Genomic DNA, 24,597 nt, shown 5'->3' on the forward strand with positions numbered 1-24,597 from the left:
CGATCAGCCTCCCCGCCGGATGGTGATTTTCTGCTGACGCCAGCCGACGCCCGAAACAAGGACAGCCTTGTCGATGTTGTAATCGACAATCATCATGTCGTTCTTCATCCGGTAGTTTACGATCCGGTTTTGCCCGCCAGAGACCACGAAGAGGACCGGCGCATCCTGACCAGAGAGTGCTCGCGGAAACTGTATGTAGGTCTTCTGTCCATCTGAATAGACGCGCTTCGGCTTCCAGGGCGCGCTGCCGCTCAGTGAATAGGCGAAGGCAAGTTGCTCTGGCGGCACGCCGCCGTCGGCATTGGTCATCGTCTGAATGCGAGCGTTGATGTCGGACAATCTCGTCGCGGCCTCCTCCGGATACTCGAAACCAACGCGGGCCATGTACTGGCTTGGATGCGATTTGAGCTGAATATGATAAGTGCGCCTCGACGTCGTCACGACCATCGATGTGACCAGCCCGGCCTCAGACGGTTTGACTATCAGGTGAATTGCCTGTCCGCCGGCAGCACCGGATGTTGCGGGCTCGATTTTCCAGCGCACGGTGTCGCCGACAAGAACGTCGCGCACAATCTCCCCACCCTGAAGCTCGATGTCGCAGACCTGTAAAGGTGAGCAGACGACAGAAGGCTGCGTCTCACCGAACAGGAAGATGACCTTTCCGTCGGCTCCCGTCGTCACCAGTCCCCGCTGCCCACGCCATTTGTTGGAGAGCGTGGTTCCCTTGGCCTCATTCGTTGTCAGGTTCTGGGTAAAGCCCGTTGTCGTCGCCGTGATCAAAAGCGCAAGTGCGGTCATGCAGCAAAGCGCTGCCCGCTCTAACCTTGTATTCATTGAAGTCCCCTGCCCTTACAGTTGCGCGGTCCAGTCGAAGTCCTTGACATAGAGGCCGATGGGATTGAGCCGGATCGTTGCCTCGTCCTGGGGCGCGGTGATCGCCACCGTGGCTATGCCGCGAAATCGGCGTGTCGCGATTTCCTTGCCCTTGCGGTCCCGTTCGTACTCAGTCCAGTCGATCTGATAGGTCTGGTTCGACAGCGCGACGATGTTGTTCACCTCGATGGCGACGGTCGCTTTCACAGCCTTTTCGAATGGCGAGTTGCCCCGGAACCAGGCATTGACCTTCTGGGTCGATGGATCGCTTGTCCGAAGAAGTGCATAGGTCCTGTCGATGTATTGTTTCTGGACGACGGCATCAGGCGTGATGGAGCGGAAACTGGTGATAAAACCGCCGAGCGTGGCCCGGATGACCCGGGCATCAGCATATTCGATCTGCTGCGGAAATCCTGCCGAGACGGTGTTTCCGAGCTTGTCGACCTCGACGATGTACGGCACGAGTTTGACCTGCGTGCTCAGATACAGCGAGTAGCCGAAACCGATTGCCGCCATGCCAAGGCTCAAGATGCCGACCGTCCGCCATGCCGAGGCCGCCCTCACGTAAGAGCCGTATCGTTCCGACCATTCCTGCCTCGCGGCAAGGTACGGGTTCTCGGGGGCGCGTTGCGCTGCCATATTGTGTTCCCTGTCTTGAATTTACGATTTGTCCTGCCGCTCCGGCGGCTGACCGGGTGAGGCTCCTTTGCCACGAGCCTGGTCGAGCTTCGCGTTCGCCAGGCCAAGGATGGAGCCGGCATAGGCACCGGGTGACCCGATCGCCTTCTCCTTGGCCGCGGATCCTGCGGCCTGTGCTCCTGAACCAAAGCTTGCACCAATCCCGCGAAGAGTAGCGCCGGCGGTCGAAGATCCCGCGGCCCGAGCCGATTGTGCTGCGGCATATCCTGCCCCCGCAGCGCCAGCCGCAAGAAAGGCGGCGCCGGCAGCGAACGACGCAGCCTGGCCGCCATGACGAATGGTCTCCATGCCGCCAGTGACGGACGCTCCCTGAACGACGCCTTGGATAATGTTCGGCACATACATCGCGATGATGAACACCACGACGGCGATGCCGGCGATCGCAAGTGCGGTCTGAAATTGATCACCGATATTCGGTTCGTTGGCGAGCCCGATTAGTACCTCGGAACCAATGCGGGAGATCATGACGAGCGCCATCAGTTTCATGCCAACCGAAAACGCGTAAACCAGATATCGGACAGCAAAATCCTTGGTGAACGACGAGCCGCCAAGCCCAAGCATGATCATCCCGGCGAGAAGTCCAAGATACATCTCGACCATGACGGAGACAAAGATTGCTGCGACGAGAGAAAATGCGATCACCGTCACGACCATTGCAAATGCGGCCGATATCGCCAGTGCATTATCCTCGAAAAGCCCGAATTGCACTTTGGCTGACATCTTCGTTGCTACCGTCAGACCGGCATTGAAGACGTCTGCAGGTGAGGCCGTACCTCCACCGGCGCCGATCTGAAAAAGACTGTCCACCACGGCTTTGGCGAATGTCGGTCCTTGCGTCAGCACGAAGGCAAAGAATCCCACAAACAGGATCCGCCTGACGAGCTCGGCGAACCAGCTGTCCAGTGATGCGGCCTGCAATGCCAACCAAACAGCAGCAATTCCGATTTCAATAGTGGCGAGAATCCAGAAGAGAGATTTCGCTGCGTCCATCACGGTGGTCTCCCACCCTTTGGCCGCACTTGTAATCTGGGTCTGAAGAGAAGTTAGAACAGAGCCTTCCTGTGCAAGAGCCGGCTGAGCAATCACGACAGGTAGTGTGACAACTAGCAGAGCGACCCGAAGTTCGCTGTTGGAAATTGTCATCGGTTCACCATTCGACCTTCATCTTCTCTCCGCCAGAAGTCGGGTAGGTCTTCGACGAGCCGAAAAACGTTGCGCGTCGGTTCTGCGCGCCCTGTTTCTCGGGAATCAAGAACCATAGACCGGCACTGCCAATGGCGAGCGACGTTGCGATTGCGATCAAGATTAGCTTCGTTCTCACCATTCCACCTTCATCTTCTCGCCGCCGGAGGTGGACGGTGCTGCGCCGCTGAAGAATTCCTTCCGTCTTGCCTGCGCGAGATCCTTGTCGGTCTGCTCGCTTTGCAACCACGTCCCCATCATCGTCATCTGCTGGGATACTAGACCACGCAGCTTTTGCGTTTGCGCGACCTGCTGCGCCGCAATTTCGTGGCCAACCTGGAGAGCTTTCATTTGACCATCGGCCGATTCCGACATGTTTCGGAGCGAGTCCATCGTGTCCTCCTCGCTGTCGAACTGGTCAGCCGTCAGGCTTGCAGCCTTGAGCGTGCTGGCGATGGTGTCGCGGTTGGTATCTGACCAACTGGCATAGCTCGAGGACAGGTCTGTCCCGTTGGCGGCGGCAGTCTGTAGCTCAGCATAGGATTGAAAGCGCTGCTTCAGCACATCATCTGCGCTCCCCATCGAGAAAGAGATGCTCTGTCCTTGATCGACGACATCCCGGAGCTGGTTGAGGTCGTTTTCGACTTGGCCCCAGATGTGATCGGGCAGCTGCGCCGTGTTTTGCAGCATGTTTTCGTAGATGTTCAGCTGGTTTTGGATCTGCTCGGCCAGCTGACTGATCTGTGTCAGCTGATTGTCGACTTGCAGGCCGGAGCTTTTAAGGAGGTCGACGAGCTGTGCATTGTTGGCAAGCTGTGTCCACTCGGTTGCAGCGCCCGTCGCTGAGCCGGCAAATGCTGGTGCCGAAGCGCAGACTGCAAAAGCTGCCACGACAGCGGTGGCGGATTTTCTTCTGAGCGATAGGATATGGTCAAGCATAGCGATTGATCCCTCTTTCATTGAGCCATTGGGTTGGCCAGTCTTTGCCGAAGGTTGAGAGAAGTTCCCGGATCCGAGCGAGGTCGGCTTTGCCGGAAGCACCGACGAAGGAGAGGGTGAGCGGCCCCAGCGCCATATCAAAAAGACGGCGTCCGTCCGGCGACGTCACGTAATATTCCCGCTTTGGAATAGCGGCTGCGACGATTTCGATCTGGCGAGGATTAAAGCCGATGCGCTCATAGAATTCCCGTGTCCCGGACTCGCGGGCAGCCCCATTCGGGAGGCAGATCTTGGTTGGGCAGGATTCCTTCAGGACATCGATGATGCCCGAACGCTCTGCGTCCGAAATTGATTGAGTGGCAAGAACGACGGCGCAGTTTGCCTTTCGCAGCACCTTCAGCCACTCGCGGATCTTGTCGCGGAAAACCGGGTGACCGAGCATCAGCCACGCCTCATCGAGAATGATAAGGCTTGGTGCCCCCGTTAGCCGCTTTTCGATACGTCGAAACAGATAGGTCAGCACTGGCACGAGATTTCGCTCGCCCATATTCATCAGTTGCTCGATCTCGAAGCACTGGAATTGACCGAGGGTCAGCGAATCCTGTTCAGCGTCGAGAAGCTGGCCCATGGGGCCGTCAACAGTATAGTGGTGCAACGCGTCCTTGATCTCCCGCATCTGAACGCCACTCACAAAATCCGACAGCGACCGGCCTGGCGCCCCCGCCATCAAACCGATCTGCCGAGATATGGCGTTTCGGTGGTCCGGGGTGACCGTGACACCCTGCAGGGAGACGAGTGTTTCGATCCATTCGGAAGCCCAGGCGCGGTCGGTATCGGTCGAGAGATCGGAGAGAGGGCAAAAGGCAAGCTTAGCCCCCTCTCCTGCCTCGCCGCCGATTTCATAGTGATTGCCATCCACGGCCAGCGTCAGCGGCAGAATAGAGTTGCCTTTGTCGAAGGCGAAAACCTGCGCACCCTTATACCGGCGAAATTGCGCTGCGATGAGCGCGAGAAGCGTTGACTTGCCGGAACCGGTTGGTCCGAAAATAAGCGTATGCCCGACATCATCCACGTGAAGGTTCAGTCGGAAGGGTGACGATCCGGAAGCCACCTGTGTCAGTGGCGGCGCGTCGGGTGGATAAAACGGGCAGGGCGCAAGCGGACTGCCCGACCAGACGGAATTGAGAGGGATCAGGTCTGCGAGGTTGCGGGTGTTTATCAGCGGTTCCCGGATGTTGCAGTACCAGTTGCCTGGCAGGCTCCCGAGGAACGCGTCCGTCGCATTCAACGTCTCGATCCGCGCCCCAAATCCTTCAGCCTGGATTAGCCGTCGAACGGACTCGGCTTTATTGGCAAGATTTTCTCTGCTCTCGTCGAATAGAATGATCACCGGCGTGTAGTAGCCATAGGCGACCAGCTGTGAAGATGCCTCGGCGATCGCGTCTTCAGTTTCCGCGACCATGGCCATTGCGTCCTGGTCAACGGATCGGCTTTGCGTCTGGAAAAGTTGGTCGAAAAACGGCCGTACTTTTTGCTGCCATTTCTTGCGCGTGCGCTCCAACCGCTGCTTTGCTTCCTCAGCATCCAGAAAGATAAAGCGCGACGACCAGCGATAGGTGAGCGGCAAGAGATCGAGGCGATTCAAGATGCCTGGCCAGCTCTCGGCCGGCAAACCGTCGATCGCAATCACGCCCAGGAAACGGCTTTCGACTTTCGGGGTTAGGCCGTGCTCTAGCTCCGCGGTCGCCAGCCAGTCCAAATACATGGGAATCTCAGGTAGACGGACTGGGTGGATTTCACCGGTGATGCAGAACCGGATGAACTGGAACAGCTCATCGTAGCGGGCAATGCGGGTGCCACCGCGTTCCGGCACCTCACGCGTCCGCATACGCTCAATGGAGATGACGTTGCCGAGGTATTGCTCAATCTCTCGCGTGGAGCGCCTGAAACTGTCGAGCACCGTGTCGGCATAGGTCGCCGTCCGGCTCTCAGTGTCCGAGTAGATATAACGCGTGACGCCAGATCGCCGGCGCTCGGGAGGGCGATATGTCAGGACGAGCGCATGCCGGCTCTCGAAATGCCCGCGCTCTTGTTCGAAGTGCTTGCGCCGCTCATCATCGATCATTCGAGTGACAGCATCGGGGAAATGACTGCGTTCCGCAGAAGGATAGTCAGTCGTTGGGATGCGCACGGCCTCGACCTGGATCATCCAGCCGGAACCTAGCCGTGAAAGGATCGTATTGATCTGACGGGACAGATCGTTGCGCTCGAAATCCGTGGCGCTCTCGGAGTCAGGGCCGGCAAAATACCACCCCGCCATGAGACTTCCGTCCTTGAGAAGAATGATCCCATTGTCGACCAGTCCGGCATAGGGCACGAGATCGGCGAACGACGGTGCAGACGGGCGAAGGGAACGCAAAGCGACCATCATTGCACCTCTAAAAACGCCGCCACGGCGAAGACGTGGGCAGGTAGTGATGCCGGTAGCGCAAATGCCGCACGTAGACATGACGCATGAGGGGATCGGATTTTGCCATCATGCGCAGTGCGCCGACGATCACGAACCAGATGGCGATGCCGAACAGCGCTGAATACAGGGTAAGCACGACGAAGATCAGGATGATCGCCACCAGCCCTGTGACAAGCAGGAGCTCTCGGTCTGCCCCCATCAGCAGATTCGGTCGTGAAAGAGCGCGGTGAATGCGATTGCGTTGGAGAGCGGAATGCGGCTCACCCATTGGCCCCCTCCCCTCTTGCAACGGACATCGGCTGGGAAACGGTCCCTGGCAAACTTGTGGCAGTGATGCCGATCGACGCGCCGGTCGCACCGAACAGTCCGACAATCGTCGTCGCCCCCAGCAGGATACCGGCGACCAGTACGATGTAGACGAGTCGTCGCGCGAAATCGTTGAGCTCGCCGCCGAAGATCAGCATTCCGCCGGCGATCGCCATGGCGGCGAGGGCAATTGCTCCTGCGACTGGCCCAGTGATGGATTCCTGAATCTGTTCAAGCGGCCCCTCCCAGGGAAGACTCCCACCGGAACTGGCAAGGGCTGGCGCGGCAAGCGCCGCGCAAAACATCGCAGCGAGCAGTCCGAGGCGAAAAGAGCGATTATGCAGCATGAATGTCCTCATCAATTTGAGCGTAATGTTCGGTCTGGTACCGGCTACCGCTGAAGCCCTCGACATTGATGACCTCTCGTACCCGTCTCCCCCTCCCCGCGCGCTCGATCGAGATGACAAGATCAACGGCCTCGCCGATCACAGCCTGCATCGGTTGCTGGCTGACCTCGGCGGTCAGTTGCTCCAGACGACGCAAGGCGGACATGGCGGTATTGGAGTGGACGGTGGTGACGCCACCGGGATGGCCAGTATTCCAGGCTTTCAGCAGCGTTAGTGCGGCGCCGTCGCGGACTTCGCCAACGATGATGCGGTCGGGACGGAGGCGCATGGTGCTCTTGAGCAGTCGCGCCATATCGATCGTGTCACTGGTATGCAGGCACACCGCATTCTCTGCCGCACACCGGATTTCCGCAGTATCTTCAAGAATGACCATGCGGTCGTCCGGCGCTGAGGCTATGATTTCAGCGATCACGGCATTGGCGAGAGTCGTTTTGCCCGAGCCCGTTCCACCCGCGATCACGATATTGAGCCGATTCGCGATTGCGCTCCTGATCACTGTGGCTTGCGCTTCAGTCATCACCTTGTCAGCGATATAGTCGTCGAGTGGGATCAGCCTGGAGGCTCTGCGCCTGATCGTGAACGTTGGGGACGCGACAACCGGGGGCAGCAACCCTTCAAAGCGGTGTCCGCCAATGGGAAGTTCGCCCGAAATGATCGGCCGCTCATCGTCCGCCTCAGATTGTAGAGCGTGTGCGACGGAGCCGATGATTGTTTCCGCTGCTGTCGCAGCCATCTCACCCGCGGGCGCAATGCCCTGCCCTAACCGCTCGATGAAAACTTTACCGTCCGGGTTGAGCATGATCTCGACGACGCCAGGGTCGTCGAGGGCGATACATAAACGATCGCCCAGTGCTTCTTGAAGCTTGCGCACAAGGCGGGAATGCGACTGAAGCATTGCAGCTTTCTCCTCGCTGATTGGTTTGTGAGGGAAAAGAGCCGCGCCACGCTTTGATGTCCACGTACAAATTTGTGGGTCGCCTGCGTGAGGTGATTCCGTCAGGTTCCCATCGATTCTCTCAAGGGGCTTCTGGGTCGCCTCAGAAAAGGGCGGAAAAATCTGAGGAAAGAAAGGACATGGACGATAGCGATGAAATGTCCAAATCACTGAAATATAACACCTAATCACGCGTTTTTGCGATGGTCTTGGATCATCTTAAGACATTGTTAACTTTAAATTCCTTGTCGCGCAGGGGGAATCGGACGATAGTTGCGCAAATTATGGCTTTATGGCCATTTTTTCGAAAGTGACGCCACCTAGGAATTAGTTTGCAAAATGAGCCAGCTGCCCAACAGATTTGACGTCGAGATCGCCCAGCAAGGGGCAAAGATCTCAAGCGCGTTGCATATGCTGCGCAGCCAACAGTATCCGCCGGACGCTCGTAAGGGATTACGCAAGTTTCAGCTCGGCGAGGTCGCCGATTTCATGGGTGTGACCCAAAGCCATCTCCGACAAATCCATTCCGAAGGGAAAGGCCCGGAGATCGAATCGGTCAGCGGTCGCCGATATTATACGGCCGATCAAATGCGGGAGCTTCGCGAATATCTCGAAGCCAACAAAAAATCCGACAAGCGCTATTACGTTCCTCAACGTCGCGAAGGCGAGCCGATGCAAGTCGTTTCGGTCGTGAACTTCAAAGGTGGAAGCGGGAAGACAACGACCGCCGCACACTTAGCACAGTATCTCGCCCTCACCGGTCACCGTGTGCTTGCCATCGATCTAGATCCCCAGGCGTCGCTAACGTCACTGTTCGGCATTCAGCCCGAACTCGATGATACAGCGTCCCTATACGAAGCGCTTCGTTTCGATGAGGAGCGAAAGCCAATATCAGCGGTAATTCAGTCGACCAATATTCCAGGACTAGACGTTGTACCGGCGAATCTTGTGCTGCAGGAATTTGAATACGATGTGCCACTGTCAATTTCTTCTCGAAAAGGTTACGAGGGTCGGTTGTTCCACATGCGCATCGTCAATGCGCTTAAAGAAGTGGACGACAAGTATGACGTGGTTGTCATCGACTGCCCGCCGCAGCTCGGCTACCTTACTATCACCGCGTTGATGGCTTCCACGGGCATCCTGATTACAATCCATCCCCAGATGTTGGACATCATGTCGATGAGCCAGTTCCTACAGATGCTGGGAGGGATTATGACCCCTGTTGCAGAGGCTGGTGCCGAAATCAGGGTGGAATGGTTCCGCTACCTCGTGACACGCTTTGAGCCGACCGACATTCCGCAAGCGCAGATGGTCGGCTTCATGCAGTCGATGTTTGCTCAGCAGATGCTGCGAAACCACGTTCTTAAATCTACCGCTATTTCCGACGCTTCAATCAAAAAGCAGACTTTGTACGAGGTCGAGCGGGGAGAGTTCGTTCGGTCTACTTACGATCGAGCAATGGAAAGCCTGAATGCCGCAAATGGTGAAATTGTCGACCTGATACACAATGCTTGGGGGCGGAAATGACAAACTTGTCAGCCGTTTTTTTCCCTATTTTTGCAAGGCGAAATAATGCCTTAGCGGAGTTGAAGTCAAAGCTGGAGTTCGGTCATGGCGCGTGACAATCCATTTGCGAAGCTTGATATAGCGTCGATATCGACCGACAAATCTCCCGTAAAGCCTGGATACGCGATGACGGGCGCCGCGAAGACGGTTGTGCGATCGATTGAAGATCTCGCCGAAAACACCAAGAAGCTCATGGAGGGCGAGGTCGTCGTGGAGCTGGATCCGCGGCTGCTAGATGTATCATTCGTGGCCGATCGGCTGTCGGATGAGGGCGAAGAATACCAGGAGCTCAAACAGGCGATCAAAGAATCCGGTCAGACGACACCAATCCTGGTTCGGCCTAGCTCGTATGACAGCCAACGCTTCATGGTCGTTTTCGGGCACCGTCGTCTCAAGGTCGCCAAAGAGCTCGGGATTTCGGTCAAGGCGGTTGTCAAAAAACTTGACGACATCACGTCCGCAATCGCCCAAGGGCAGGAAAACTCTGCCCGCTCAAACTTATCCTTCATCGAACGTGCGTACTTCGCACAGAACCTGCTTGCGTCCAACATGACGAAGGACGTGGTGCGGTCGTCTCTCGCGATCGACGAGGCGATGTTGTCCAAGATGCTCGGTGTCGTGGAAGTGGTCCCTGCTGCGATCATCAAAGCTCTCGGTGCGTCCAAAAAAATCGGGCGCGACAAGTGGCTTAGCCTGCGTCAACTACTTCTCGTTCCTGCCCTCTTGAAGGTTGCCACTGAATTTACGGAGACCGCAGGGTTCGTTGAACTGGCAGAAGAGAAGCGGTTCGACGAACTTCATGATTACCTGAAGCGCTACAAGGTCAAATCGGCTGCTAAGAAGCCCAAGGGCAACGCATCCGGGAGGGATTGGACGTCGAGCGACAGTTCACTGAATTTCGTAATGAACACCAAATCGAAGAAGGTTGCGATTGAGCTTTCGAATGTCGAAGCGAAGCCCTTCAGCGAGTGGCTTTCGGGCCGGATGGACCGTTTGTATGACGAGTACAAACGGTCAAAAACCGAACGCAACGGAGATTAAACCGCAAAAGAAAAAGGCCCCCAAACGGTAAACCGTGGAAGCCTCTCTCGTCATCTCTAGCAGGATCGAGAATCGCATTTCCCGGAATCGCAGTCAAGAGTGTTGGCACCGATTTGGTGAGCGAATTTCTTTTGCCTAGAGAAAGGTGAGAGAAAAAATGCAAACGGGACATGTAACGACGCCTTTTGGGCGGCGACCGGCTACTCTTGCCCTAGTTAAGGGGCAACTGGCCATCACAGCACCGAGCCCAGGCGCACGCGTAGAAAAGTGGAAAGTGTTTCGTGACGTGTGTGAGGCGAGGGAGCGCTTCGGTCTGCAAGACAGAGCGCTCGCTGTTCTCGATGCTCTCTTGACGTTCTACCCTGAGCCACAGCTCGACCAGGATCATGGACTTGTCGTGTTTCCATCTAATGCGCAGCTATCTGTCCGCGCTCATGGGATCACAGAAAGCACACTCCGCCGGCAACTCGGAGCACTGGTCGATGCCGGACTTATCCAGCGCCGGGATAGTCCAAACGGCAAGCGTTACGCGCATCGCAGTCGAGATGGCGTAATTGAGCAGGCATACGGCTTCGATCTCAGCCCGCTGCTCACGCGTGCGGCGGAGCTTGCCCTACTTGCGCAGGAAGTCGCAGCAGAACGTGTACGCTTCCGCAGGGCAAAAGAAGCACTGACGATCTGCCGTCGCGATGTCCGTAAGCTGATTACGGCTGCGATTGAAGAAGGAGCGTCAGGAAACTGGCTGGACGTCGAGATGATGTATGTTGGAATTCTTGGTCGACTACCTCGTTATCCCGACAGAGCCCAGGTCGAAGCAACACTCGACGAGATGGAGCTTTTGAGGAATGAAGTCATCAACCTCCTGGAGATGCAGTTAAATACCGACTATATGCACGGCAATGCCATTCAAAATGAACGCCACATACAGAATTCAAATACCGAATCTATCCATGAATTTGAACCTAGCTCTGGAAAAGAGCAGGGCGAAAGCTTGCCGGAAGAGCCGCCAGCCAAGAGGATAGGCGTTGAACAGAAAAGGCCGAATGCAGAACAGATCAAGTCGTTTCCGCTCGGTATGGTCCTTCGAGCTTGCCCCCAGATCGTAGACTATGGGCCGGGCGGTGGCATATCGAATTGGCGCGAGTTGATGACGGCGGCCGTAGTGGTCCGCTCAATGCTCGGAGTAAGTCCCTCAGCCTACGAAGAGGCCTGCAATGCGATGGGGCCGGAGAATGCTGCCGCGGCAATGGCGTGCATCCTAGAGCGCTCGAACTACATCAACTCGGCCGGTGGTTATCTACGTGATCTGACTAAACGCTCGGAACGAGGAGAGTTTTCAATTGGGCCTATGCTGATGTCGCTGCTCAAGGCAAACGACGATGGCAACCGGCTTGCGGGTTAGCGATGTCAATAAGCGCAATGTGTTGAACCTAGATGACGAGGTAGGGCTCTCATACAACCGCTACAATCTTGTCAGCCGTTTTTTTTGGAATTTTCCTCATAAATTACTGATGCTTATACGAGATGAGTGCGCGTAATTTCTCGTTGAATTGATGGCTGGGCCTGGTCTATGCCAATCGACGCGAGAGCGGCTTTTACGCTACCGGACGACGAAAGCTTTATCGCGGGTAGACGCCTGCCTTCACAGCAAACGTGCAGCACGACCGCTTCGACGGGTAGCGCTATTGTAATAGCTCGACGCCTGCTGCACTGAACGATGCCTCGACTGCTCCATGGCTTCGGGGAGGGGTATGCCGCGGTTAGCCGCTTCGGTCAGATATCCTGATCGTAGCCCATGTGCCGAAAACTCCGCAGGCTCCAGCCCCGCCAAGCTACGCCGCAGCAAAGGCGGCGCTTGTCAGCTTCACCCGGAGCTGGGCCCTTGAACTGGCTGCGGGCGGAATAACGGTGAACGCCGTTTCGCCGGGGCCAACGGAGACGGCGTTGTTTCGGGCGAACAATCCTGTCGGCAGCGAGAGCGAAGCGCGTTACCTCTTCGGCGTTCCAATGGGCCGCTTCGGAAGACCGGAGGAAGTCGCTGGGGCAATCGAATTCGTGCTATCGGATGACGATGGGTTTATTACGGGGCAGACGCTTCATGTCGATGGCGGGGCCTCAATCGGCAAGTCTTCGTTGTAGATTCATCGCGGTCTATCTGGAGGCAGTGCCGGCCGATCCGCGTCTTCAAAGCATACGCGCAGCGCGCCCGCTTCGGCGGGTCGCGTTGTTGTAATAGCTGGAGGCCTGTTGCACCGAACGGTGTCGCGACTGCTCCATTGCTTCGGGGAGGGGGATCCCGCGGTTGGCGGCTTCCGTAAGATATCCCGACCGCAACCCATGCGCCGAGAATTCCGCAGGGTCGAGTCCAGCCATCTCGGCCCGCTGCTTGACGATCGCATTGACCGCGCCCGGCTCCAGCGCCCGCTTCGAGACATTGCCCCAACGATCGATCTTCCGAAAAATACTCCCGCTTTCGATTCTTCCAGCCGCCATCCATGCGTTCAAAGCATCCACGGGCCGGCCCGTCAGATAAACGGCCTCATCGCTTTCGGCACCTGACGTCTTGGTGCGACCGAGATGGATGGCGAGAGAGGGGAGGGGAGGGGCTCCCTCGACGGTGATGGGTGGCTCGACGGTGAGCTGCTCCCTGCGCAGACCGGCAATCTCACTGCGACGACGACCGCCCGAGGCAAAAGCCACCATCAGGATTGCCCGGTCGCGGATGTCACGAAGGCTGTCGGTGCTGCAGGTCGCGAGCAGCTTTGCCAGGACGTCGCCGGTGACGGCCTTCGCGCTCTTGCGTTTCCTTGGCCGCGGCGTTGCCCGAACTGCGAGGCGTATCGCGGATTTCAGCGAAGGGGAGGAGAAGACGCCTGACAGCCCTCGCCATTTCGTCAGTGTCGACCAACTGGCGAGCCGCCGCCGCACCGTGTCGGGTGCATGCGGTCCTGAAGATCGAAGAAAGCCTTGCTCGCGCAGGCTCTGCTCGACATCAGCTGGCATGCCGTGGTGAGGATCGATCTCGCGCTGGTCGGGCTGCCAGAGATGGTGGGCGACGAATTTCAGAGCCAAGGTTTCGGGCGCCGGCCAGGGGAGGGAGGCCCCGGTTGCGGCCAGCGACCATGCCTGCAGATAGGCAAGGTCGGAGGTGAGGGCGCGCAAGGTGTTTTCGCCCATGCCCTCGTTGACCAGGTGGCGCAGCGTTTCGATGTCTTGGTCGGTCAACAATTCGGCCAGTTCGTCGCGCCGATCGATCGGCAGCACGCTGGCAATGGTGTCGAGTTCGTCGACGCGACGATCGACTGCGGTCTTGGAAATGGACGGTTTGGCCACAGAGAAACTCCGGATCGGCGGCTTTTGACGGCTGAGCGGCCGTGGGATTGCCGGATTCTTTCTGATTTGCGACTCGAGATCAATCACCTCCGATAATAGATACTTATCGATGGTTAGAGGCCCAACCCGCGATCGTACCATGTGAAGAACCATAATATTCAGATGGAGTTCCTTTAAGAAATCATTTACCATGATTTCAATGGCTTATGAGATCGCGAAAATCAGCATGACCGCCCTGATGCGGCCGGCATTCGACGCTGGTATCGCTTTCACGCGCCTGGACGAGCGCATCGCCCGTTCGCCGGTCGGCCAAGGATGGATTGAGCGCTCCCACTTCGCCGATGCCTGTGCGTCCCTCTGGATCGACGGCGAACTCGTCCATCTCGAAGACCTCGTCCTCCACGACGCCACCCGTGATATCCGTACCCCCACTCACGAACTCACCATTGCCCGCGACGTTTTGAGGACCCGCCGGCGCATCGCATCCCAACTCCCCGGTTGGGCACTGTTACCCGAAGGCATTCGCACTTTGCGAAAAACTGCGGAGATCACATCTGCCGATGCGGACGAGGCGACGACGGCCGCTGCCAACCGGCGCCCAGTCGAGACAGATCCGGAAGGGGAGGCAGAGGATGGTGATGACGTCGAAAATCTCCCCGGTCTCGACTATGCCGCCATCGATGCGGTGCTCGCCCGATCGGAGGCAGCGATCGAGAACGCAACCCGTCCCGGCCGTGGCGGCGCGGCGGAAAAGGATCCGTTGGTCTATGATCTTGACTGGGACGAGGACGCCCGGCTCGATGAATGGCGCGGCGTGTTGCGCCAGACGGAGAACTTGCCGCCAGTGCTGCAGGCGATCATCGCCCTCGACGCCTGGAACGAGATTTTTGTCCTGCAGCATGTCCCCTGGCTCGGCCGACTGCTTTGTGCCTCGATTTTGCGGCAGGCCGGCGTCACCACCGGCACCCATCTCGCCGCCATCAACCTCGGCCTCAAAACCATTCCCGTCGATCGGCGCCGGCATCGCGATCGCGAGACCCGGCTGCTGGCCATTTCCCATGGGCTCCTTGCGGCCGCCGAGATTGGCTTGAAAGAGCATGACCGGCTGGCGCTGGCGAAGACAATGATGGACCGAAAGCTCGATGGGCGGCGGACGTCTTCAAAACTGCCGGAGCTGGTCGAGCTGGTAATGGCAAAGCCATTGGTGTCGGCCGGGATGGTGGCGAAAGCCCTCGGCGTCACGCCGCAGGCGGCGCGGCGGATTGTTTTGGAGCTCGGTCTGCGCGAGATGACGGGGAGGGGGAGGTTTCGGGCGTGGGGGGTGACTTGATCTATCGCTAATATGAGATTTATTCTCTCGGAGTACGCAAGCTGCGGTACTATCAACCAAGCTCCTTCCCTCAGGCCTTCAATGCGCGGGAAAGATATTCCGCATGCGCTCGCGTAGCGCTTCCAAGATTCGCGCTGCCATTGCGTCGAAGGCCAACGTGTCTTCCTTTGATAGGCGCCGCTGCGGCCACATTTCAATGACCGTGGTTAAGCCCTCGGATTGCCATGGCTGGAATGAATAAGAGACCCCATCGGAATGAGCGTAAACCTCATTGCGCAATCTTAAAATTCGGTCGTGCAAGATCTTTTCCTCGTCGGTCCACTTTATAAGCCGCGCCGGCAGACCCGGAAGACCGCGGGCCGTTGTGAACGGGCGAGCGTATGAAACGACAAGGGACGTCATGAACGCGGACTGCTGCAGGTAAATGCTGCCGCGCCGCTCCCATTCGTTGGAATGCCAGCCCTTCTTGATGAGGAAGCGCGCGCACTGAAGAGAATGGGCAATGTCCATGACGGAAATGCGGAACTTGTCGAACTGGCGTTTCTGATGAGGGTCGATCTCAACTAGCATTTGGCGGTTCTACCCAAGAGGCTTTGGGCAGCACGCTCACTTGCGAACCTTCGAAAGGGAAAATCATCAATCTCGCCAATCATATTTCGCTGGCCAGTCTTCATACAAATTGGAGACAGCTCGTGTGATGTCACTGCGGGCATCCAAGGGGAGGCGAGGGATCTCGTGGCTTAGCCTCTTGATATACTGTCCACCTTCATCATCTTTCGCGACGCGTCTAAGTAATCTCTGGAGGTCTCCTGCACGAAAGGCGGTCAATGCCAGATCGCCCGGCGACCAAGTACGAGATCTAAGAAAAGCGTCTACAAGTTCCCGTCTTGCAGATTTACATCTGTCCCAATCAAAAAACGGGATGAACCGGAGTAGATCTGGCACGTCATCTTCCTTAGCCAGTTCACGATATACAGCCGGAAATGTTGCAGCGATCACGGGCGAGACCGGCGATCCCCCGGATCTCAACAAGGTAGGCAAGAGCCTGCCAGATGCGCGTAGATGGGCTCCGCGATCAAGAGATTCTGCGTCAGAAAATAGCTGTGCGCAAGCAATCCCGGCATCGCGATCCATATCGAGCGAATATCGCTCGGAAAGAACGCGAGCAAAATCATCAATGGCATGAAGGAGGCGACTACGCGCCTTTTCAGCAGTTGCGCCAAAGGCAACCATATTCCGGTTGAAAAGCCGAGGCGGAAGGTCTTGGCCCAACCCGGCTTTAGCCAGGCGGCTTCCGTCCAGCTTTTCCCCAAGAAGGTCGAGTAAGTGAGCGATTGTGGTTGGCCCATTCTCCAAAGACTCCTCCCGAAGGCATCGTTCGATGACCCGCCATAGAAGGTCGCGCGCTTGATGCTGCGAGACCATAGGAAGAAGCCGTGAAACAACATCCAGATGCACCGATAGCGGCAACCAGATCTCGCCGGCTGCCCGCAACAGGATGTCCGAAGCGCTGTCTGGAATGCTGCGAACAATTTCCTCTGCCGAGTGATCATTGCGGAAGAAGGATGCAAATTCATTTGTTGTGGCTCGCCGCAACAACTCCAAAAATAGATTTTCTTTCAACTTGGGACCTATAGATTGCTCATCGAGCAACCAATCGACATCTTCTTCTGTCGGCTCCAAGCCCGCGGCCAAAAGCTGGTCACGGCCTTGCGACGCGCCAAAGGTGACAAGCAAGTCGCGCAAGCGTCGATCGGCGCCAAGCTCATGAGCTCGATTGCTCAGTACGGGGATAAAACTCTCTGCAGCAAACATGCTGACTGCTGCGAGGTGGCGCGCTTCCTCGAGAAGTTCTTCGGTTGAGAGCGATGCGACCAGTGGTAGGAAGGCTTCGCGTTGAAAATCCTGTACGAGAGCAGGGAGCAGCGCTTCCTTGACGGCATCAAAACTATCTGGTGGAAGTTGCGGCAATATTTCAGCGACGCGTCTAATCATTGGTGCGCTGCTGGCGAGCGTCGCGGCGAGATCCACGCTGGACGAAATGAGACGCGAAAGAGCCAGCGGATGGGCTTGAATAAGCGCATGTTCAGTCGCGTCGCCGAAGCCCACACGAAGACCGTTGGCAATTTGCGGTACAATTGCCGAAAGGGCACCTTGTGCGTCAGGTTGCTCGACCAACGCAATAGCCCCAGCTGGCGATTTTGCGGCAAGATCGCCAGCCGCATCGCCGATTGCCGGGAGGGCAGAAGCAAACGCCGATCCCCGCATTTTTTTTGTAAGCGCACCAATGAATTCCCAAGCTTCTGTCGCTGGAAAGGTCGACACAGCTCTATGGGCGGCTTCGGCGATGGCGGGCTGCAAGGACGCAATGACCCCGGGGTCGGCACCCGATCTTGAGTTGGCGATATCCAATAGTCCCAGTGCCGCTGAAGGCGTTCGTTCCAGATTCTTGTGCAACTCCTCCCAGAGAAGAACAATGCGGAGCGCGGACGAGCTACCACTGTCTTCGGAGCCGACGAGACGAAGCTCCTGGTCGCTTAACAGCTTTGGAATCGGCTCGTGAAACACACGGTCGATAATGGAGCGGGTCCAGCGGTGACGGGTGCTTGTCCCTCCTTTTGCATCAATGCGCCGACCCTCCCACTTTGCGAACCGGGAACGCGCATCCTTTGGAGCGAATACGAGGTCAAAACTTCGACCTTCGATTTTCCGTGGTGACAGCGCAAAGGTGCAGACGGCAAATCGCTTCCGCATTGTCGGCCATAGCGCCGTTAACAGTCTCACGGTTATCAACTCAGGTTCAGGCGCATCGAAAATAGCGACCGGCTTGGCTTCTTCCAAGAAAATTGCCTCCAGTAACTCGTTTCCGGCGAAATCGGAAACCGATGGCAGCGGTGTGTGGCGCGCGTGAGTGACTGTCCCGCTTGTAGCGGTCATTGGCATCTCGGAGAGTGCAAGGCTGTCGAGGAAATCACTCAGTGTCGGCGATGACGACCATGTCTCGATCGGAATGACCAGGCTTAACGTTCTGACGCATCCAGCTCTTGGTACCGAGAGGTCCTGCCAGGTCCTTGCGAGGACGAAGAACTCGCCGCTGGGCAAAGGATAAGCTGTCAGATATGGATCGAATGCTTCGCCGGGCCTCAGCGGGCCAGCGACATCGGAAAGCCTATCAATGACCGCCTGATCTCCCTTGGAAATTTTCGCAGAAGAGCTCAGGAGTTGGTGTCCGTGCTTATATCCATGCAGTTGACTGGTGAACGTTCCTGTCATCGGCTAGGCACCGATGGCCCACGCTATGGGAAGGGTCAAATCCACATCTTTCCGCCACGCGCCAGTTTCCGTGTCGTAGACCGCAACCCACCCGTGGTCATCCAGGCCATGTTCGAGAAATCGATCGCGGAATTCCGGATCTACCGCGAGGTCACCGCCGACCACGCTCAGGCCGAAGACCTGGACGTCGAGCTTTTTAGTGTCCGATAGACGGCCAGCAAGCAGCGGGTATTCCCGGCCAAGGTAGGCAACCGGGCCCTGCTCGAACGTACCCGGATCCACTCTGTCCCAAGCTGCGACGATCACGGAGAGTTTTGGCTTCTTGCCATCTTGTCCATTCGCCATGGTCAGCTCAAGATATCGCACGAGTTCGCAGAGCATTACCTGGGTTGGAAGCTTCCCCCGGTCTTCCTCGACCCCCACTTTCGCGAGAAGGCTTCTCGATGTGACCCAATCCAGCGGTCGGACATCTAGGTCAGAACCCACGCGTACAAATAGCAACGCTCCATGCCCATGGATCAGCTCGTCCATCCAGTCGGAGGCGATCTCGGAACTTGCGACGGCATTTTGCCAAAGCTCACCGGAGATGTCTGGTATCACTATCGCGGCGCGGCCGCTTCCATCGGGAGAGCAGACGACAACCTCGAAGTCGCGGCGGTCATCAGCATGTTCGCTGCGAGGGGCAAATCGCCCCTGAAACAGATGCTCCGCCGTGTCGAGAACAAATCCAATTTCAGAGGGTTGCTCTGCTGCGATCAGGCGGCAGTTTTTCGCGTCAAGCGAATGCCAAAGCCGCCCCACATAGTTCGTCTTACCTGAGTCGGGCCCTCCGAGCAGGATGATTGATTTGTCGTTCATGAGTTCCGCCTATAGCTCAGAAAGGATCTTTCGCCGGAGGAGTTAGGCGACTGTGGCCAGAAATCCGGCCGGTCCACCGTCCGCTCAAGGGTGGACGAGATGAGATTGCTGAGTCCGAACCCCGGTGCGATTTTTGCGTCGTCTGAAAACGGCGCGATCGGGATAATTTCCGCTTCAAGCCCGTGCTTTCCAAATTCAGCCTGAATTCGGGTTAGCACAGCGTCGGAGACTTCGACCAAATCACGGTGCGTCACGACCAGCAGTAACTTTGGAGACTGGCCATTCATAAGCGATCGCAGTCGACCCGCCAACTGCCCAAGACGGGTTATGGCCCCCTGGCGTAGTTCTCGATCGGACAAAATCCTCCCGTCGGCTACGAGCCAGACCACGTCGGCGGAGCGGACGAATTCGAGGCGATCGGTTCGGGAGGATCGAATAAGTGTCTTGGTCCATTCACCGGGCAAATCTGGTAGCGCTAGATCGAAGCATTTGCCATCTTCTGCTCTCCGAAGTCGAAGGTGCAAGAAACCGGGCTGACGTTCGTCAGCCATTTCTGTATGCACCGTCATTTCGTCGGGCGTCTGCCCATCGTTCCAGCGTCGGGCACCGCGGGAAATCTCCTCAAATGCCATGAGGCTTTGACTGTCGGCAAACGACCAGCGGCCCAACAGCGCATGTGACAACAACAGGTAGAGGCTCGCCAGGCAAGCCGTCTTCCCGGCTTCCGGATCCCCCAGAATACCAACGACGGTCACGTAACGACCTGCCATCATCGCCTCGATCACCTCCGGTTTCAGCGTCGAGCTTGGGGGAAATGATGGCAATTCTTCTGGTGTAGTCAGCACCGGGGCGCCAATACCGCTTTCAGAACCGTCAGGGGAGAGTGTAGCTTCGTCGCCTTCCCCTCGAACGGCTGTGCGGTTTGCGCAGGTTTCCGGATCATTTTCGAGAGCACAGCGACCGGTCTCGCCGACCGTGCATCCCTCATACTGACAGGCTTTGCTCATATTTTCGCCGGCCCGTTTCTCAGCACCGTCTCCAATCCCGCCTCCAGCAGACCCCGTCCGGCCCACTCTTCCGCCGATCGTTTGACCGCGGCGTAGTCGGAATTCGCATTTCCCGTTGCAAGGGCGTGAAGTAAGGGAAAGACCGAGGGGTGTCTGGCGACAAATCCATCCGCGAAAGGATCGCCCAGGGCGCTCCGATCTTCACCGACTCTGGCGAGCAGTTCGACGAGATCAACTTTGGGATTATTGGTAAGTTTCGCGAGAACCAGGTCGTGATGGACTTCGCAAGGCAACCGGCGCAGCTGAGAGGCGGCCTCGATTCCGGCGGCTACCGCGCTGACCACTCCGTCTGATTCCGAAAACGCCTTGCCCAAAAGCCGGCTACGGCCTCGGAGCGACCACCAAAGAAAGTCGAGCTCTTCGCGGTCCAGCGCGGAGTTCCGGCGAAGCGCATCAATAGTCGAGGCGGTGGCCTTTTCGAAAGCCGACGAGAATTTTTCCTCCTCGCCCGCGACGAGTTCAACTTTCTTGAACTCACCAACGGCGACGCGACGACGCGCAACTTCTGACCCGGACGTGCTTCTGATCCTTGCGGTTTCGAGGATTTGAAGCCGAAGGGCCTCTCGCTTCGGATCTTCAAGCGGTTGCTGAAAACCAAGAACAGACCAAAGGGCAGCGGCCCAGACGTCTGCGATCACCCACCCTGACAAATGAGGTTCGTCTGACATAATCCCGAGAGCAGCGCTGGAGGCGACAATGCCCACGTCAAACGGACGTTCGTTATAAAGGAATGCGGAAGCGCGCTTTTGTATCGCAGTTTGGACCTCCGTCCCCAATGCGACGCTCGGGACTCCATCGCCTGATATTGCGCTAGCAACGTCGGCTGCTTTACCGAGGATGTTTTCCGTAGCGGTGATTTTGCCCCAGGCGGTTTTCAAGGCAGCGACGGCTGCACTGCGCGAATCGACATCATCATTCGTCACTTGTAAGCCGGTGATCCGCATATGCGTTGCTATGTCGCTCATTCAGCATGGTCCTCCCTTTTCTTGTCCAGGATGTTTTGGATAGAAGCTTCTATGTCCGCGATCCGTCCTTTGCGCACCAGCCAGTCGAAAAGTTGCCTCTCAATGGCTTGTGTCACCCGCGCCTCAGAATTGTCCTCGAATGCGCCCAGCTCGACAAGCATGCGCAGACGATCAGCTTCAGTGAGATCGCGAAAAAAGCGCAGCAGCAGCAGACGGTATCCTTCGACTTCGGGCGGCACGGGCAGCTCCATATCTGAATCCTGTGCGGCGACAATTTCGACGACTGGTTCCACCTCGATGTCTGCAGTGGAACCGGCGCAATTCTGGTCGGTCTGTAAAGTTTGCGGGCTAGCGTTGTTCTTGAAATTGGGTGATCCTAGCACGAACCTCGGACATTTTCCGCCGAGACGCTTTTCATCAGCCTCGAAACGGGCCCGGTTTGGATTCCAGGCGCGAGGATGGATCGTAACAACGAGGGCGTCGGCTGCCGAGTCCCAATCAAATTCAATGATATTGTAGGTAAACGTATAGATGTCGTCGGATTTAAACGGCACTGTTGCGCCAGCTGCAAGCAGGAGCAGGTCACTTCCGTCCTCGACTTCCTCTACCTTCACCTTTGGATCGTGTTCGTGCCCGGTGATCAGGACGCGTGCGCGACTCCTCAGATAAGTGTTGGCGTCTTCGCTGTCCTTGTACCAATTAAGCGGGTGGTGAAGGAGAACGATTGTTTCCTCTCCTTTCGTGGGGCGAATGATAAACTGGCGGTGACCCACCATCAATTCTGGCTCGTCATCGCTTTCATCGCCCGTGCACAGAAGCGAGGAGTTCATCCGGATGAAACGGATTGTTCGCCCCGGAGCCAATTCAACGCGAAGATTGGATGAGGAACGACCGTGTACGTCAAGCGCGCAATCGTAGCCCTCACAAAACCGGCCAAAGTCTTCGAAGCGGGCAAAGAGTGACGCGCGATCTACATCGTTTTCCAGTACGCGCTCATAATCCGAGGCGCCACCTTTGCGAATGACGTCAAGCAAATGGCTAGCGCTCAGGGATGATTTCTTACGGTCGACGTCATGATTTCCCGGAATGACCTGTATGCTGTGGATAGGACAGCCGATGCCTTGCGCAAGGCTATCGAGCCAAGCGCCAGCATCATCGTATTGCTCTTTTACACCGCTAAAGGCGATGTCACCGGTCACCAGAATTCCGTGCGCCACCGTACCGGGCAAACGACCGACGAACTCGGAGGCATCGGCAACCAACTGTGCCTTGACATCCGAATGGATGTGAACGCGTTCATCGCGCTCTTGACCAAAGTGGATGTCGGAAACATGGACAAAAATCGCGGGCATCTTGTTCCGATAAAGTGGGCTTTGAAATCAATTGCTTGATCCGAGCATTGCGGATTGATTTTGTAGCCCAATCCTATTGTTTTGACTTCGAAATCTCAACAACAACATAAGCCCAGCCACAACATTATCGAGAAATTTTCGTAGGCGACCACTATAAGGCGCGCCTATCCACTTTTTTTAGCAGTTCGGGAAACACAATTCATATGACGCAGATACAATCGTAGGAGCACCAAGCCCTCGGTCGATGACAAGATTGCCATTATTGATAACTATCTCAATTCTTCCACTAGTGTCAGGTGCAATACCGTTCAAAAGTAAAATGACGAACGGCTGTCCATCATCCTGCGGGCCAGCTGGAAAAATGGGGGTGTCGAATGTGTGAGTGCCGGGAGACCTCAAGCTCAACATCCAGCCAGGCTGAGTGAGAGATCTGGTTCTCAGCGGCATTGCTCACGTGCCCGGAATTATATACGCAAAAGCAACCATACGATTTTCCGCCCTGACAAAATAGCTTGGAAACCTTGTCGCGAGTATATTCATTCTGGATCAAACGTGCACTGATGTGCGCAGTCGCTCGCCAACAACATGACAGGAGGTGCAGATGTCGGCAAAGCAGTTTATCGCACTCCTGAGCTCCCATGTTGCCGGCGACGAGGACCAATTTCTGTCGATCGCGCTGCAGGTCGCGGCCCAGGAGGCTCGCAGCGGAAACGCGGCCGAGGCCGAAAAGCTGAAGCGGATCGTCCAACGTTTGCGAGACCGCGTCAGCGACCCGCCCAAGGCGCAGTCCGTCGTGCCAATGGCGAGGCCGCGTGGCGAGCTGCTGGAGTTCGTCCAGAGCGCCTACCCGAAGACCGGGCTCGATGGAATGGTGCTGGCGGACCGGATCCGCGCTCGCCTCAACCGGGTCGTCCGGCAGCAGTCAGAGCGTGCGTTGCTGCGCGACCACGGCCAGGTTCCCGCCTCGCATATCCTGCTCGTAGGACCGCCGGGCACCGGGAAGACAATGACAGCGGCGGCCTTGGCGGCAGAGCTTCATCTCCCGCTGTTCACGGTTCGCCTGGATTCGCTCTTCAGCCGGTTTTTCGGAGAGACCGCAAGCCGGCTACGCTTGCTGTTCGACCAGGTTGCTAGGACGCGCGGCGTCTATCTCTTCGACGAGTTCGACGCGGTCGGCTCGGTCCGCGGGGATAGCAACGATGTTGGCGAAATCCGCCGCGTCCTGAACTCGATCCTGACTTTCATGGAAGAGCCGAACGCGACCGACAGCATCGTGATTGCTGCTACCAATCATCCCGAGATCCTGGACGGCGCCCTCTCGCGCCGATTTGACGAGATCGTCGAATACGACGTGCCGAACGGTGACGCCGCCCGCACGCTGCTATCGCGGCGGCTCCGCCCCTTGAAGCTGGCCGACAAGGCGTGGTCGGACGTGGAACCGGCGACAAAGGGCCTCAGCCAGGCCGAACTCGTGCGGGCCGCCGACACCGTCGTCAAGGATGCCATCCTCGAAGGCGCAAAGACATTGTCACCGGCCGCCTTGCGTGCCGCGCTGGACGATCGCCAGGCACTCAAGGGACGCTTGAACGCTCAACGCTGATCAAATGGGGGATTGATGGCGAACGGTGACGACTATTCGGCGCACGAGCTGTTGCATATCCGTTTCGAGCCTTTTCGTGTCGAGGCACAATATGAGTTTCCTAACCGCCCCCAGGATCGTAAGCCTCGTCGCGACGATTATCACGCCCATGCGCAATCCTTGGCAGCCCAACTGACGGCTGCTCTTGGAGCACTGCCGACGGCCGGGAACGACCAGCGGTGTCGTTTGGCTGTTAACCGTGAGATTGCGGCCGTTGTTTCCCATTTGGCACTTAATTAGAGATTCTGTCGGCCGAGAATCTCAAATTAAGTGCAACTGTGACGACCCAAGCGACTGACGCGAACAGTCTAAGATCTCTTCTATAGCGCTGTCGAAGCGGGCTTTGTTCTCACCCATCATATG

The 24,597-nt window shown here is 57.1% G+C and carries 23 protein-coding genes and 1 pseudogene; 7 read left to right on the forward strand and 17 right to left on the reverse strand.

What is annotated here, in order from left to right; all coding sequences use genetic code 11:
- Positions 1 to 3: 3 nt before the first annotated feature.
- Genes trbG through trbB form a run of 9 tightly spaced genes read right to left on the reverse strand, consistent with a single transcriptional unit; the run spans position 4 to position 7,771 of the window.
- A complete protein-coding gene (gene trbG / locus GVL52_RS26045) occupies positions 4 to 834 on the reverse strand; it encodes a P-type conjugative transfer protein TrbG (RefSeq protein ID WP_160012325.1) in 831 nt (276 codons plus the stop codon).
- A 15-nt stretch (positions 835 to 849) separates the two neighbouring features.
- Complete coding sequence (locus GVL52_RS26050) at positions 850 to 1,512, reverse strand: conjugal transfer protein TrbF (RefSeq protein WP_160012326.1); 663 nt, start codon at positions 1,510 to 1,512, stop codon at positions 850 to 852.
- 21 nt (positions 1,513 to 1,533) lie between these two features.
- A complete protein-coding gene (gene trbL / locus GVL52_RS26055) occupies positions 1,534 to 2,715 on the reverse strand; it encodes a P-type conjugative transfer protein TrbL (protein ID WP_160012327.1) in 1,182 nt (393 codons plus the stop codon).
- Between the two features lie 4 nt (positions 2,716 to 2,719).
- Positions 2,720 to 2,896 carry an entry exclusion protein TrbK gene (gene trbK, locus GVL52_RS26060; RefSeq protein ID WP_160012328.1) on the reverse strand — a complete coding sequence of 59 codons (177 nt, stop codon included), beginning with the start codon at positions 2,894 to 2,896 and terminating at the stop codon, positions 2,720 to 2,722.
- Positions 2,890 to 3,693: a P-type conjugative transfer protein TrbJ gene (trbJ, locus tag GVL52_RS26065; RefSeq protein WP_160012329.1), complete on the reverse strand. Its 804-nt coding sequence runs from the start codon at positions 3,691 to 3,693 to the stop codon at positions 2,890 to 2,892. The genes trbK and trbJ overlap by 7 nt, the downstream gene beginning before the upstream one ends.
- A complete protein-coding gene (locus GVL52_RS26070) occupies positions 3,686 to 6,121 on the reverse strand; it encodes a conjugal transfer protein TrbE (protein WP_160012342.1) in 2,436 nt (811 codons plus the stop codon). Before GVL52_RS26070 ends, trbJ begins: the two co-directional genes overlap by 8 nt.
- Positions 6,122 to 6,131: 10 nt before the next feature.
- Positions 6,132 to 6,431: a conjugal transfer protein TrbD gene (locus GVL52_RS26075; protein ID WP_015647762.1), complete on the reverse strand. Its 300-nt coding sequence runs from the start codon at positions 6,429 to 6,431 to the stop codon at positions 6,132 to 6,134.
- Complete coding sequence (locus GVL52_RS26080) at positions 6,424 to 6,816, reverse strand: TrbC/VirB2 family protein (RefSeq protein ID WP_015647763.1); 393 nt, start codon at positions 6,814 to 6,816, stop codon at positions 6,424 to 6,426. The genes GVL52_RS26075 and GVL52_RS26080 overlap by 8 nt, the downstream gene beginning before the upstream one ends.
- Positions 6,806 to 7,771 (reverse strand): P-type conjugative transfer ATPase TrbB, encoded by a 966-nt coding sequence (gene trbB, locus GVL52_RS26085; RefSeq protein WP_052821131.1) that lies wholly within the window; start codon positions 7,769 to 7,771, stop codon positions 6,806 to 6,808. Before trbB ends, GVL52_RS26080 begins: the two co-directional genes overlap by 11 nt.
- A gap of 378 nt (positions 7,772 to 8,149) precedes the next feature.
- On the opposite strand from trbB, the gene repA reads away from it, so the two are divergent.
- The 3 genes from repA to repC all read left to right on the forward strand — a co-directional run bounded on the left by repA (position 8,150) and on the right by repC (position 11,819).
- On the forward strand, positions 8,150 to 9,337 hold the full coding sequence (gene repA / locus GVL52_RS26090; RefSeq protein WP_160012330.1) for a plasmid partitioning protein RepA: 1,188 nt from the start codon (positions 8,150 to 8,152) through the stop codon (positions 9,335 to 9,337).
- 84 nt (positions 9,338 to 9,421) lie between these two features.
- Positions 9,422 to 10,417, forward strand: coding sequence for a plasmid partitioning protein RepB (gene repB, locus GVL52_RS26095; protein ID WP_160012331.1), 996 nt, complete (start codon positions 9,422 to 9,424; stop codon positions 10,415 to 10,417).
- A gap of 157 nt (positions 10,418 to 10,574) precedes the next feature.
- Positions 10,575 to 11,819: a plasmid replication protein RepC gene (gene repC / locus GVL52_RS26100; protein ID WP_160012332.1), complete on the forward strand. Its 1,245-nt coding sequence runs from the start codon at positions 10,575 to 10,577 to the stop codon at positions 11,817 to 11,819.
- A 240-nt stretch (positions 11,820 to 12,059) separates the two neighbouring features.
- On the opposite strand, the pseudogene GVL52_RS31000 reads toward repC, so the two are convergent.
- A pseudogene (locus tag GVL52_RS31000) lies at positions 12,060 to 12,248 on the reverse strand (integrase); the annotation flags it as partial.
- On the opposite strand from GVL52_RS31000, the gene GVL52_RS26110 reads away from it, so the two are divergent.
- Positions 12,215 to 12,556 carry an SDR family oxidoreductase gene (locus GVL52_RS26110; RefSeq protein ID WP_244619286.1) on the forward strand — a complete coding sequence of 114 codons (342 nt, stop codon included), beginning with the start codon at positions 12,215 to 12,217 and terminating at the stop codon, positions 12,554 to 12,556. The pseudogene GVL52_RS31000 and the gene GVL52_RS26110 sit on opposite strands and share 34 nt — an antisense overlap.
- A 45-nt stretch (positions 12,557 to 12,601) precedes the next feature.
- Here the strand turns inward: GVL52_RS26110 and GVL52_RS26115 are convergent, their stop codons facing one another.
- The gene (locus GVL52_RS26115; protein WP_160012343.1) at positions 12,602 to 13,750 is read right to left on the reverse strand and encodes a site-specific integrase; all 1,149 of its coding nucleotides are present in this window, start codon (positions 13,748 to 13,750) and stop codon (positions 12,602 to 12,604) included.
- 190 nt (positions 13,751 to 13,940) lie between these two features.
- On the opposite strand from GVL52_RS26115, the gene GVL52_RS26120 reads away from it, so the two are divergent.
- Complete coding sequence (locus GVL52_RS26120; protein WP_160012333.1) at positions 13,941 to 15,080, forward strand: RHE_PE00001 family protein; 1,140 nt, start codon at positions 13,941 to 13,943, stop codon at positions 15,078 to 15,080.
- 78 nt (positions 15,081 to 15,158) lie between these two features.
- Here GVL52_RS26120 and GVL52_RS26125 read toward each other — a convergent pair whose 3' ends face one another.
- The 6 genes from GVL52_RS26125 to GVL52_RS26150 form a co-directional block, all read right to left on the reverse strand.
- Positions 15,159 to 15,650, reverse strand: coding sequence for a hypothetical protein (locus tag GVL52_RS26125; RefSeq protein ID WP_160012334.1), 492 nt, complete (start codon positions 15,648 to 15,650; stop codon positions 15,159 to 15,161).
- Between the two features lie 66 nt (positions 15,651 to 15,716).
- Positions 15,717 to 18,353: a hypothetical protein gene (locus GVL52_RS26130; RefSeq protein ID WP_160012335.1), complete on the reverse strand. Its 2,637-nt coding sequence runs from the start codon at positions 18,351 to 18,353 to the stop codon at positions 15,717 to 15,719.
- A 3-nt stretch (positions 18,354 to 18,356) separates the two neighbouring features.
- Entirely contained in the window at positions 18,357 to 19,211 is an 855-nt protein-coding gene (locus GVL52_RS26135; protein ID WP_160012336.1) for a hypothetical protein, read from the reverse strand.
- Complete coding sequence (locus GVL52_RS26140; RefSeq protein ID WP_160012337.1) at positions 19,208 to 20,218, reverse strand: hypothetical protein; 1,011 nt, start codon at positions 20,216 to 20,218, stop codon at positions 19,208 to 19,210. Before GVL52_RS26140 ends, GVL52_RS26135 begins: the two co-directional genes overlap by 4 nt.
- Complete coding sequence (locus tag GVL52_RS26145) at positions 20,215 to 21,243, reverse strand: GTPase-associated system all-helical protein GASH (protein ID WP_160012338.1); 1,029 nt, start codon at positions 21,241 to 21,243, stop codon at positions 20,215 to 20,217. The genes GVL52_RS26140 and GVL52_RS26145 overlap by 4 nt, the downstream gene beginning before the upstream one ends.
- A complete protein-coding gene (locus GVL52_RS26150) occupies positions 21,240 to 22,595 on the reverse strand; it encodes a metallophosphoesterase (RefSeq protein ID WP_160012339.1) in 1,356 nt (451 codons plus the stop codon). The genes GVL52_RS26145 and GVL52_RS26150 overlap by 4 nt, the downstream gene beginning before the upstream one ends.
- Positions 22,596 to 23,196: 601 nt before the next feature.
- On the opposite strand from GVL52_RS26150, the gene GVL52_RS26155 reads away from it, so the two are divergent.
- Positions 23,197 to 24,195, forward strand: coding sequence for an AAA family ATPase (locus GVL52_RS26155; RefSeq protein ID WP_160012340.1), 999 nt, complete (start codon positions 23,197 to 23,199; stop codon positions 24,193 to 24,195).
- A gap of 15 nt (positions 24,196 to 24,210) precedes the next feature.
- A complete protein-coding gene (locus GVL52_RS26160; RefSeq protein ID WP_160012341.1) occupies positions 24,211 to 24,474 on the forward strand; it encodes a hypothetical protein in 264 nt (87 codons plus the stop codon).
- The last annotated feature ends 123 nt before the right edge of the window (positions 24,475 to 24,597 follow it).

It is taken from the genome of Rhizobium sp. 18055 (genome assembly GCF_902706285.1).
Taxonomy (GTDB): Bacteria; Pseudomonadota; Alphaproteobacteria; order Rhizobiales; family Rhizobiaceae; genus Rhizobium.